Raw genomic sequence first — 11,851 nt, 5'->3', positions numbered from 1 at the left:
TCGGCGACCCGCCCTCCCCGGCGGCGGAGGAGCTGTCCGCACAGATCCGCAGGGCGTGGACGGCGTTCGCCGCTCACGGCGACCCGGGCTGGCCTGCGTACGACGCCGACCACCGCCTCGCACAGCTCTTCGACACGCCGTCGATGGTCACCGCCTACCCGGAAGAGACCTCGCGGCTGCTGTGGCAGGACCACACCTTCCGGGCGCTCCCGCTGCTCGCGCGGTAGCGGCGCACGGCGGACAGCACTACGTCGGCGAGCCTTTCGGCCGCGTCGATCCGTCGCGTGCCGTTTCTGCACCTACCAGGTGGAGTTGCGCGCGACCGAGCGGCGTGGCCCACTGTCACGCCGGTCCTTGGCGAGTTTGACCTTGCGCTGTTCGCCGGGGCACAGTTTGCGCGTGTCCCACGAAGAAGTCCTGGAGCAGCCCGGTGCGCGCTGGAGTCCCTGGGTCGTGGTGGTCATCGTGGTGGTGCTGCTCGGCGCGCTCGGTGTGGGGGTGTGGGTGCTGCGCCGCCCGCCAGCCGGGCCTCTGCCGCCGCCCGACGGTCCTTGGCCGAGGACGGGGGAGGCGATCGTGTTCCTGTGTCAGAGAGACAGCACGCCGGGAAACTGCGGCGACGGTGAGGTCACGGCCGCGCAGCGGCTGACCATCGAACGTGCCCTCCGGGGCCAGCCCGAGGTGTCCGGCCTGCGGTTGAAGTCCCGCGCGGAGGCGCTCAGGGACTTCAAGGCGAACCAGAACCTGAGCGCCGCGCTCCGCAGTGCGGTCCGCGAATCCGATATGCCGGAATCATTCGTGGCGGGCCTGGCCTCGATGGGAGATTTCCGGCGAAAAGCGGAGGCGCTGCCGGGAGTCTGGAGCGTCTTCCTGCACGGGACGAGCTTCTGGGCCGGCAAGACCGATGTGGTCATCCGGCTTTGTCCGCCGGATCCTCAGGAACCGGAGTCTTCGGATAGGGACTCGCGGTGCAGAGGGCGCGGCGCGGCGAGCGCGGACGAGAAGGCCGCCGTCCACCAGGTTGTCCGGGCGCTGGACGGTATCGGCGCGATCTACCTGGAGGATCGCGGGCACGCCATCAAGGACGCCTTCTGGGTGGCGTTCGCCACGCCACCGGACGGCAGGAAGCCTGTCGGGTACATCCCGGAGAGCTTCCATCTGGTTCTCGACGCTCCCGACGCCGACGCGCGTGTCAGGCGCGTGGTCGGCGAGCTCCCCGGTGTGAACACCGTCGACAAGGAGCTCTCCTGACAGGAGGCCGCGGACGGTGTCGGCGCGATCTACCTGGAGGATCGCGGGCACGCCATCAAGGACGCCTATTGGGTGGCGTTGGCCACGTCGCCGGATGCCATGACGAAACCTAAATACTCATTAACCCCGTTTCGCACAGCAGTCACAGGAGGTTACTGGAAGTCAGATTGCAAGTAACCGGCAATCCAACTGCAGGTATGCTCTGGGAGTCTAGAGCCACGAGAACGAAACAGGAGGTGAAACCCACTATGACGACCAACCCGCGGCGCCACGACTGCCCTCGCTGCGGGGCGACCCTCGACGACGGCCCCGTCCTCTTCCGCTGCGCCGAGTGCTGCCGTTCCGTCTACGCCGCCGACCTGGACACCGAGTTCCACGCCCGGCGCCCCGTCACCGCCACGCGCTGACGCCGATCGACACCTCTTGCGCCGCCCTGAACACCTAGACGGTTCGGGCAGAGACGCCGCTCACCGGTCAGACGGTTCGGACGGACGCACCGCTCACCGATTGGACGGTTCGAGCGGACATCACCCATCGCTCACCGAACGCGAGCCGCCGCCCATGGCAAAGCGGGCGCGCCCATCGCCGCTGAGCGGACGTACAGCACCTTGTCGTCCGGCCGACGCGCACCGCCACGGATCCGCAGGTACCCAGCACCCGGCACTGAGCGGGCACGCGCCCTCAGTCGAGCGGCCGGCGCACGCCTTCCGTCGCCCAGCGGCCGTACGTCCTCGTCGCTCGGCGAGTGCCACGGTCCACCGCCGGCAGGGGTCCATCACGTCCTGCTCCGCAGCCAACGCGTCGTCGCCCCCGCAGGCGGACCTGTTCGATCCGCCCGCTGAGCGTCCGCGAAAAGTCCACCGCTTTGTGTGTTGTCGGTCAGTGTGGTCCGAGGGCTCGCGAGCAGGGTGGGGTTGGGGGAGCGCGGCGGGGCCTTCGGGGTGGGTTGTCGTTTGGGGGCGCAGGCGTGGCATGCTGCTCGCATGGCGACCGACCCAGCCCCTGTGACGCTTGTGATCGGTGATGAGGAACTGCTGGCCGATCGCGCGGTGAGTGAGGTGATCGCGGCGGCGCGCGCGTCCGATCCGGAGACCAGCGTGCACGACCTGTTCGGCGCCAAAGTGGAGCCGGGCGAGCTGACCCGTCTGACGTCGCCGTCGCTGTTCGGTGATCGCGCGGTCGTGGTGTTCCGCTCCGCGCAGGATCTCGGCAAGGACGTCGTGGCCGAGCTGGTCGCCTATACCAAGACGCCGTCGGAGGACGCCGTCGTGGTCCTGGTGCACCCCGGCGGGGTCAAGGGGAAGGCGCTGGTGGACGGCGTCAAGAAGGCCGGGGCCGCGGTCGTGACGGTCGCCAAGCTGACCAAGATGGGCGAGCGCCTGGACTTCATCAAGCGCGAGATGCGGGCCCATGGGCGATCGATCGGCGGGGACGCCGCGCAGGCTCTGCTGGACGCCGTGGGCAACGATCTTCGTGAACTTGCCGCGGCGTGCGGCCAGCTCGCGTTCGACACCCCGGGCAAGGCGGTCGACGAGGCCGCGGTCGCCCGCTACTACCGGGGGCGCGCGGAGGTCAACGGTTTCGCGGTCGCCGACAGCGCGGTGGAGGGGCGGCTCGCCGAGGCGCTGGAGCAGCTGCGATGGGCACTGTCGACGGGCGTCGCGCCCGTGCTGATCGTCAGCGCGCTCGCGGGCGGCGTCCGGTCGCTGGCCAAGGTCGGCAGCGCGCCCCGCGGCCTGCGCGGCGGCCGTCTGGCGAGCCATGTCGGCATGCCCCCGTGGAAGGTCGACCGCGTGTCGCGCCAGCTCAACGGCTGGGGGCCCGAGGGCATCGCCCGTGCCATGCAGGCCGTCGCGGTGGCCGACGAGCAGGTCAAGGGCGGCGGCACCGACCCCGCGTACGCCTTGGAGCGCACGGTCCAACTGATCGTCGCGAACCGCACCGGCCGCTGAGCCCCGTTTTAGGCGAGGTGGGCCGCTGGGGTCTTTGTGGGGCCGGGTGTTCGGGTGACCGAAAGAGGTTATGCGGCCGTCGGGGTTGGCTGCGTGGTCGTGGTGGTCAGGGTGCCGTCGTGGAGTTCTAGGACGGTGTCGGCCAGGGAGATCAGGTTGGGGTCGTGGGTGGCGACCAGCGCGGTGACGCCTTCGCTGCGGACGACCGCGCGGATCAGTTCCATGATCTGCCGTCCGGTGCCCGAGTCGAGCTGCCCGGTCGGTTCGTCGGCGATCAGCAGCCGGGGCCGGTTGGCGAGGGCCCGGGCCACCGCGACGCGCTGCTGCTGACCTCCCGACAGCTCGTAAGGGCGCTGATTGACGTGCTTCTCCAGCCCGACCATGGCCAGGAGCATGTGGATGCGCTCCTCGCGCTCGCCTGCGGGGGTACGGGTGAGTCGCATGGGAACGCCGACGTTCTCGGCCGCCGAGAGCACGGGGATGAGGCCGAACGACTGGAAGATGAACCCGATGACGTCCCGCCGCAGCTCCAGCAGCCCGGCCTCCGCCAGTTCGGTCACCACGTGGCCGTCCACGAGCACCCGCCCGGCATCCGGACGGTCCAGGCCGCCGATCTGGTTGAGCAGGGTGGTCTTGCCGGACCCCGAGCGTCCCCTGATCGCGACCAGTTGCCCGGGGTAGGCCTCGAAGGAGACGTCGCGCAGGGCCACGACCTCCTTGGGCCCGGTGCGGTACACCTTCCGAAGCCCTTCGACCACGACCAGCGGCTGGCCCGTGAAGGCGGCGCCGGTGGTGGCTACCGGCTCGCCGGTGAAGGCGACCGCATCCGCCTCCCTGGCGCCGGGCCGGTCCGGCACGTGACGCTCGTCGCGTCCCTCCGAACGCGCCCGGGAGTCGCGCTCGTACGACGCGGAGCGGGGACCGTCCTCATGCCGCGTGTCGCGGGGTTCATGCGTGTCGCGCGCGTCCAGGGGGGCTTTGCCGGTTTCGTGGTTGTTCACTCCGTGTCCTCCGACGAGCGTGGCTTGTCTGGCCATACGCCGATATGGTCGCGCTCCAGCTCCAGCCGGACGCGCCGTTCCATGTTGAGCGCGCTGGTGAAGTCCCGGGGAAGCTGCAGGCGGCCCACGCGGTCGAGGACGGCGTACTCTTCGGCGATGATCCCGCCGTCGGTGCCCTCGCGGCGCAGCGTCTCGCTGCTCGTACGCCCGTCGCGGATCCCGATCGTCCGGTCCACCTGCTCCGACACCAGCGGGTCGTGCGTGACGACCACGGCCGTGACGCCGAGCTCGCGGTTGGCGCGGCGCAGCGCGGCGAAGACCTGCTCGGAGTTCTCGCTGTCCAGCTCACCGGTCGGCTCGTCGGCGAGGACGACCTCCGGGGAGTTGGCGAGCGCGACGGCGATGGCGACGCGCTGCTGCTCACCGCCGGACATCTGGTCGGGCCTGCGGTCGGCGCAGTAGGCCACGCCGAGCAGCTCCAGCAGTTCGTCGGCGCCGGCCGCCTTGTCGCGGTTGCCGGCGAGCTTGACGGGCAGCCGGACGTTCTCGCGGGCGGTGAGGTACGGCAGCAGGTTGCGCGCGGTCTGCTGCCAGATGAACCCGACGACCTCCCGCCGGTAGCGCAGCCGGTCTTTGGCGGTCATGGACAGCAGGTCGGTGCCGGCCACGCGGGCGAGCCCGGCGGTCGGCACGTCCAGCCCCGACAGCACGTTGAGCAGCGTGGATTTGCCCGACCCCGAGGCGCCGACGATGGCGATCAGCTCGCCCTTGTCGATCAGCAGGTCGAGCCCCTGGAGGGCGACGACCTCGACGCCCTCGGTCTTGTAGATGCGAACGAGGTTGTCGCACAGGATGTGCGCGTGCTCGCCGAAGACGGGCTGGCCCTTGCCGGCGCGCGCCTCCAGTTCCGAGAGCGTCGGTGTGTTCACTGTCGGCGTGTTCACGTGGTCACCCACTCGTTCACTAGTCACCCACTCGCAGGATCGAGCCGAGGGATCGGCGGCGGCCGGACACGGCATGGACGAACGCGCCGGCCAGGGCCACGGCGGCGAGGCCGGCGGCCAGCAGGATCGGCGTGGTCGGGTCGAGGTGGTACTCGCCGATGGCGATGTCACCGGCGTACGCGCGCAGGTCGATGCCGGGGCCGAGGGCCGAGGGGAGGGCGAGGCCGAGGACGAGCCCGGCGCACGCGGTGATCAGGATCAGGGGGGCGATCTCCAGGACGGTCAGGTTGGCGGCCTGGCGTTCGGACAGGCCGAGCGTGCGCAGGTAGGACAGCGCCCGGGTGCGCTCGGTGGCGCCGACGACCAGCGCGATGACCACGGTGAGCAGCGCGTACACGGCCATCGCGATCGTGACGACCAGGAAGCTGGTCTTGATCGTGCCGGTCAGCGGGGTCTTGGTGACGTGGTCCAGGGCCCGTTCGAACGTCTCGACGAAGATCTCCGGGACGTTCCCCGTCGCGTTGAGCAGCGCGGTCGCGTCGATCCCGCCGCCTGGTTCGTCCGCGCCGAGCAGCAGCATGTTCGTATAGGTACGCGCCCCGGCCCGCTTCGAGGCGTCGTACGGGACGATGATCACGTTGCGCTCGGCGAAGCTGATGCCGGGCAGCCCTCCGGTGATCACTCCCTTCTTGACGATCTTCATCCGGACGTGCCAGCCGATCTCGAACGTGCTCAGGTTGGCGAGGTCGGGGGAGACCAGCGCGGGGATGGGCGCCCCGGCCCCGCCCGCGCCGTCGTCGTCCAGGTGGGGCACGGTGAGCGGGCTGTCCGTGACGATCTCGCGGTAGGCGTCGAGGTCCACGGCGACGACGGTCGCGGTCCGCCCGCCGAACCCGATCTGCGCCATGCCCTTGTCGGCCGGCACCACGGCCCGCACGCCCGGGGTGCGGCGCACCTGCTCGATCACCTTGGCGGGCAGCTCGGCCGCGCTCTCGACCCGGGCGTCCGCGCCCGAGGACCGCCAGGCGGCGAGCCGCTGCGTGGTGTCCAGCGTCCCGCCGACCACGGCCCCGTACACCGACACGGCGAGCGCGGGCAGCAGGATCACGACGGGCAGCGCGGTCACCGACCGGGCGCGGGCCGCCAGGGTGAGCCCGACGAACGGGACGGCGGGCCGCGCCCGGGCCGCCAGCCACACCACCGCGCGCAGCGGGTACGGGTAGCAGCGCAACGTCAGGAGCGCCGCGGCGAGGGTGAGCGCGGCGGGTACCAGCATCAGGAACGGGTCGGCCCCGAGCGCGTTCAGCTCGGTGGTCAGGCCGCGGGTGCGCAGCAGGTAGGCCCCCACCAGCGCGAGGACCACGATCAGCAGTTCGAGCATCGTCCTGCGCGGCGACCGGCGGCGGGCGACGATGTCCTCGCGGCGCTCCCGCAGCGGCGTGCGGTGGGCGAGGGCGACGCGGACCGCCGCGAACCCGACGGCGAAGGAGCCGATGAGCAGCGGGCCGAGGTGGACGATCGGCGTCACCGGGCCCGGCAGCAGGTACGACAGCCCGTAGCCGGCGATGATCGCCGGGAAGGTGGCGAGCGCGACCGTCCCCGCCGCCGTCCGCATGACCTGCCCGAGCGAGGCGCCGCGGGCCCGCATGAGGGACAGGGAGGTGCCCATGCGCTCGGTCAGCAATTGGACGGACAGCGCCATGACCCCGGCCGCGACGACCAGCAGCCCGCCCATGACGAGGAACATCAGCGTCTGCGCGGTGGCGAGCCGCCGGAGGTAGTCGCGCAGCAGCTCGCGCAGCCCGGTGTCGAGCTGGAACGGCGCGAACCCGGCGACCTGCGCGTAGCTGTTGATGGACCGGCCGACCAGGCCGCGGATGGCCTGCTCGTACTCGTCCGCGCCCGTGATCAGCTCCGGCGCGTTGCGGGCGTTGAGGGCGGAGGGGGACAGGCCGATGATCCAGTTGTACCGCAGGTCGCGGTCGCTGCTGCTGAGCCGTTCCACCGAGCTGATGTCGACGAGCGCGGTGATGTGGTGTTCCTCGACGTCCGACCCGGCCACGCGTCGTACGGTGACCTGCACCGCGTCGAGGTTGTGGTCCCAGTACCGGTCGGTCGGCACCACCGGCTCGAACAGCGCCGTGACGCGGGCGAGCGAGGGATGGCTGTTGCCCAGGATCAGCGTGGTGCCCACGGGGATGCGCATCATCGTGGACGCGCGCTTGGCCAGGGCGATGTCGAACCGCGGGACGTCGACCAGGTCGGGGTGGCCGGGGACGGACGCGATCGTCTGCGGCGGGCCGGGCGGCGTGCCCTCGACGTACCGGATGCGACGGTCGGCGCCGGACACCCAGCCCAGGTCGACGAACTGCAGCGGAATCGGGTCGGACCCGATGCGACCGGCGACCGGCGTCCCGACCGTCTTCGCCGAGTAGTGGCTGTCGTTGCCGGGGCTCGTGTCGAGGACGGGCGCGAGCGACGGGGGGATGATCGCGCGCCACTGCGCGTCCCTGCCGCGGAAGTCGCTCTCGCGCGCGAGGTCCTGGCTGTGCATGCGCGGCATCAGTCGGATGGCGAGGTCGGTCTGGTTCGCGGAGGCGTCGTCGACGACGAGGTGCAGCGCGTCGTCGTAGGCCAGCTCGAACCCGCGCGGCAGACCCGCGACGAGGAGCGCGGTGCCCAGGGACAGCAGCGCCAGCACGGCCGCCGCGCCCCGGTAGACCCTGAGCGGGAGCAGTGGGCTCATCGATCCTCCCCGATGCGTAGGGCGCGGCCGAGGCCCTGGCGGCGCAGCGACCGGGCGAGGCCGGCGACGATCCCGAACAGGACGGCGCCGAGCGCGACCAGCATCGCCAGCGTCGCCGGCCAGGGGATGTCGAGCAGAACGCCCGGGGTGACCGCCGCCGCCTGGCCGGTCAGCACGATGTGCGGGACGACCAGCGCCGCGACGCCGGCGGCCAGCAGCGTGCCGCCGACCAGCGACAACCCGATGAGGAACGCCTGCTCGACGGCCAGCAGGCCGAAGATCTGCCGGAAGCTCAGGCCGAGCGCCCGCAGGATGGCGAACTCGGAGATCCGCTCCCGCGCCGCCACGGCCGCGTTCACCAGGAAGCCGAGCGCGGCGAAGATCAGCGCGGCGACGAAGCCCAGGATCAGCGCGCCCTGGAGCCCGCTGGCGAGCGGATCGTCCCGGAACCGCCTGGTCAGTGAGTCCAGGTCCACGATGGTCTGGTCCCACTCCGGGTGGCGGGAGAGCCGGCTCACGGCCGCCGACGGGTCGCCGTCGCGGGCCGACATCCACCACTCGCCGGGGGTGCGGGGCTCGCGCGCCGAGGCGAGGTCGCGGGCGAGCAGACTGGGCAGGTCGGCGAGGACGGCCGGCGCGCCGGGCGCGGTTCCGGGCATGGCCTGGATGATCGCGGCGACGGCCACCGTGACGGGCTGCCCGTCCAGCGTCAGCACCCCGGTCTTGCCCGCGGCCAGTTTCTCTTTGGCGGCGATGTCGGCGGTGACCACCACCGGCAGCGGCTTGAGGACGGACGCGGCGTGCGCGGGGGACGGTTCGTCCGTGGCGGTGACCGGCTGGAACAGGTCACGGTTGGCGACCCCCGCCGGCGCCGCGACCAGGGCCATGAACTTCTGGTCCACCGCGGGGGCCTGGGCCGGGGGTTTCGGCACCGTCAGCGTGAAGAGCGTGGCGCCGCCCGTGGTGACCTGTTCGCCCGTGGCGTCCTCGCCGCGCACGGTGTGGCCCCACTGGACGCCGCCGGGCATCGCCACCCGCGCGCCGGTGTCGGTGACCGGCGGCGCGACGGCGAGCGTGAAGCCGTCCTGGACGGCCAGCGGCACGCGCAGCACGAAGCCCCGGATCGCCAGCGGGTGGCTCAGCTTGCCGGACCGGCCCGCGAGCGCGCTCAGGTCCGCGGTGACCGGGTGCGGGCGCCCGTCCGGGACGAGCGGCGCCAGCGTCACCTGGCGCTGAGCGCCGAGCGCGTCCGACACGACCATGCCGAGGTGGAACTCGTCCCCCGGCTGGAGGGTCGTGCCGCCGCCGAGGCTCAGCGTCGCGTCCATGGTCAGCTTCGCCGGGGTGCCGGGCAGCGGGACGGCGCGCACGTCCGGGCGGCTGGCCGCCACCCGACCCGCCAGCGTGGCCAGCGGATCGGTGGTCAGATCAGGACGGAGCATGAGCAGCGTGGACAGTTTGCTCGCGTCGGCGGCCAGCAGTGTGCCCGTGCCGCCCGAGAACGTCGCCGAGCCGCGGTACACGGGGCTGATCGCGGTGATCCCCGGCAGGGCGGCGTACGTCGCGCCCCGGCCGAGCGGGCCCAGTTCGCCGGACTCCACCGGCCCGGACACCCGCAGGTCGGCCGCCGCCTGGTGGCGGGCCTGGTCGAGCTGGGACGCGCGCCACGTCGCCGCCGTGGCCATCGAGACCACGCCGATGGCCACCGCCATCGTGAGCAGCAGGGCGGGCCCGGAGTAGCGCATCGGACGGCGGCTGACCTGCCAGGCTCCGAGCGCGGGGGCGAGGCCGGGCCTGCGCGAGGTGAACCGTTCGGCGATGCGCGAGACGCGCGGCACCAGCCGCAGGCCGAGCATGCCGCCGCACAGCAGTGCCAGCGCCGGGCCGGTGACGATGAGCGGATCGATGCCGAGGTCGCCGCCCGCAGTGGCGGTCACCGGGGCGCCGTAGTGCTGGAGCTGCCAGATCGCCAGCGCCGCCACCACCAGCAGCCCGACGTCGCCGCCCGCCCGTTGCAGTAGGCCCTGCTTCTCGCCCCGGCCGCGCGCCGACTGTTCTTCGACGTACGTCCTGCGCCCGCCGCGCAGCGCCGGGAGCGCCAGCAGCACGGCGCAGGCCAGCGCCACCGCACCGGACACGGCGAAGGTCGTGAGGCCGGGCTCGGGCGCGATGCGGACCCCGGCGGCCTGGATCCAGGGCAGCGCGTTGATCAGCGACAGCAGGGGAGGGGCCAGGAACGGCGCGACCAGCGCGCACGGCACGGCCACCAGCAGCGCCTCGGCCGCCGTCAGCAACGCCAGCCGCAGGCTGCCCGCGCCGCGCGAGCGCAGCAGCGCGACCTCCATGCGGCGGTGGTCGGCCAGCAGGCGCGCGGTGAGGATCAGCGCGTACGCGGCGAGCAGCAGCAGTTGCAGCACCGGGACCAGCATGGTCGACCGGGCGACCAGCGCCGCCTGGTCGAGCTGGGTCAGCATGTCCGGCAGGCGGCTGAACGTGCCGCAGGACGGGCAGTCGCGCTTCAGATCGTCCCCGAGGGCGGCCACCGACGCGGCGAACGGGCGCAGGCCCTCCTGCCGCAGGTCGCGAAGATCGGGGACGGACGTCCAGCTCACCGTGACGCTCGACGACGCGAAGCGGGCGAGGAACGTCTCCTTCGGCACCATCAGCGGGCCGTAGGTCGTGTAGTCGCCGCGCTCCACGCCCCGGCGCAGCAGCTCTTCGCCCTCCCAGCGGTCGGCGTACGGGTCGTCGAGCTGGAAGACCCCGGTGAGGACGGCCTGGACGGGCTTGTGGTCGAGGCGCCCGATCATGGTGAACGGCCGGTCCGTGGTGAGGCCCATCGTCTGCGCGACGGCCTGGGACGCGGCGAACTCCACCGTCCCTGTCGTCGCCGCCTGGGGCCACCGGCCGGTGACGAGATGCGCCTGGCCGTCCAGCCCCTCGTAGGCGCCGAAGCGGGTCAGCTCGGGATGGCCCAGCCGCTCCTGCCCGGGCAGCGCGTAGGAGTCCGAACGGGCGCTCAGCGTCACCGTGTTCGGCACGACCTGGCCGCCGCTCTTCCCGAGCGCGTCGAGCCTGGTCAGGACCGCCTTCTCGATGCCGCCGAAGGTGTCCTTCTGGACGGGGACGGTGATCTTCGTGGCGGTGGTCGAGGTGGGCGCGGTCTCCATCGCCCGCCGCACGCCGACGTCCGCGACCGAGGACGCGTACATCGTGAGCGCGACGAGCGTGGTGGTCGCGAGGAGGATGGACCCGAGCGCGGCGAGCAGCAGAAGCGGCTCATTGAACGCGCGCCGCAGCACCAGAGGTGTCCGCCCCCGCATGGATCGCCTCCCCGCCGCCGCATTCCCGTTTCGGCCACCTTAGTTATCGGCACCGACAAAAGAAGGGCCCGGGAATCACGGTGATACAGCCGATACGCAGCGGAAACTGCCGTGTGATATCGAAATCGTGACATTTCAGCTATGTGTGAACCGGCGTTACGGGTTGTCACGAGCGGTTAGTGGTCCCCCGCCGCGCCGCACTACCGCGAGTGGCGTGCGCGACGGCAGTCCTCCGTCACCCCCGGCCTGGTCACCGGCCTTCTCTCAGGGGACCATCGGCCGTCCGATAACGGGCGCGGTTGCCGCCCGCGCCCTTCCGATACGCGAGGGGCCAGGCCCAGTGGCGGCCGTGGCGGGTGGCGACGCGTAGGAGAGAAGCCGGTGCAACACGAATATCGCCTGTCGCCGAACCATTTCGCCGGAAACCGGGTGACGGCGGTCAGCTGTACCACGCCACCTGAATGATTTCCACCTGACGCCGGTACTCCACGATCAGATATGTGACCATCCCCGCTCCAGCATCGCCGAAGGTACGTGTGCGCATGGGAGCATCGGGGCGTTCACGCACGAAAGGGTGGCCGTTCCACGGGGGACCTGAAGAAACACCGTTACTTCATGGAACGCCACGAGCGCC

At 71.9% G+C, this 11,851-nt stretch carries 7 protein-coding genes and 1 pseudogene; 4 read left to right on the top strand and 4 right to left on the bottom strand.

Annotation, left to right across the window (positions count from 1 at the left end):
- From AB0M95_RS34970 to holA, 4 genes and pseudogenes are all read left to right on the top strand, one after another.
- A pseudogene (locus AB0M95_RS34970) lies at window positions 1-227 on the top strand (hypothetical protein); the annotation flags it as partial.
- A gap of 172 nt (window positions 228-399) precedes the next feature.
- Entirely contained in the window at window positions 400-1,251 is an 852-nt protein-coding gene (locus tag AB0M95_RS34965; RefSeq protein ID WP_363774163.1) for a permease-like cell division protein FtsX, read from the top strand.
- A 248-nt stretch (window positions 1,252-1,499) separates the two neighbouring features.
- A complete protein-coding gene (locus AB0M95_RS34960) occupies window positions 1,500-1,658 on the top strand; it encodes a hypothetical protein (protein WP_358517584.1) in 159 nt (52 codons plus the stop codon).
- A gap of 576 nt (window positions 1,659-2,234) precedes the next feature.
- On the top strand, window positions 2,235-3,203 hold the full coding sequence (gene holA / locus AB0M95_RS34955; protein ID WP_363774160.1) for a DNA polymerase III subunit delta: 969 nt from the start codon (window positions 2,235-2,237) through the stop codon (window positions 3,201-3,203).
- A gap of 68 nt (window positions 3,204-3,271) precedes the next feature.
- On the opposite strand, the gene AB0M95_RS34950 is transcribed toward holA, so the two are convergent.
- From AB0M95_RS34950 to AB0M95_RS34935, 4 genes are read right to left on the bottom strand one after another with little or no spacing between them, the layout of a single operon-like run.
- Entirely contained in the window at window positions 3,272-4,204 is a 933-nt protein-coding gene (locus AB0M95_RS34950; RefSeq protein ID WP_363774157.1) for an ABC transporter ATP-binding protein, read from the bottom strand.
- A complete protein-coding gene (locus AB0M95_RS34945; protein ID WP_363774154.1) occupies window positions 4,201-5,148 on the bottom strand; it encodes an ABC transporter ATP-binding protein in 948 nt (315 codons plus the stop codon). Before AB0M95_RS34945 ends, AB0M95_RS34950 begins: the two co-directional genes overlap by 4 nt.
- 19 nt (window positions 5,149-5,167) lie before the next feature.
- Window positions 5,168-7,894 (bottom strand): FtsX-like permease family protein, encoded by a 2,727-nt coding sequence (locus AB0M95_RS34940; protein ID WP_363774151.1) that lies wholly within the window; start codon window positions 7,892-7,894, stop codon window positions 5,168-5,170.
- Window positions 7,891-11,217: an FtsX-like permease family protein gene (locus tag AB0M95_RS34935; RefSeq protein ID WP_363774148.1), complete on the bottom strand. Its 3,327-nt coding sequence runs from the start codon at window positions 11,215-11,217 to the stop codon at window positions 7,891-7,893. Before AB0M95_RS34935 ends, AB0M95_RS34940 begins: the two co-directional genes overlap by 4 nt.
- Window positions 11,218-11,851: the final 634 nt, after the last annotated feature.

It is taken from the genome of Sphaerisporangium sp. NPDC051017, assembly GCF_040683095.1.
Classification (GTDB): domain Bacteria; phylum Actinomycetota; class Actinomycetes; order Streptosporangiales; family Streptosporangiaceae; genus Sphaerisporangium.
This window is presented reverse-complemented; position numbering and strand designations above follow the sequence as displayed.

What these genes read in the sequence shown, in the direction of transcription:
- AB0M95_RS34935 (WP_363774148.1), bottom strand. Translation starts at nt 11,217, where the DNA reads ATGCGGGGGCGGACACCTCTGGTGCTGCGGCGCGCGTTCAATGAGCCG.
- AB0M95_RS34960 (WP_358517584.1), top strand. Translation starts at nt 1,500, where the DNA reads ATGACGACCAACCCGCGGCGCCACGACTGCCCTCGCTGCGGGGCGACC.
- holA (WP_363774160.1), top strand. Translation starts at nt 2,235, where the DNA reads ATGGCGACCGACCCAGCCCCTGTGACGCTTGTGATCGGTGATGAGGAA.
- AB0M95_RS34940 (WP_363774151.1), bottom strand. Translation starts at nt 7,894, where the DNA reads ATGAGCCCACTGCTCCCGCTCAGGGTCTACCGGGGCGCGGCGGCCGTG.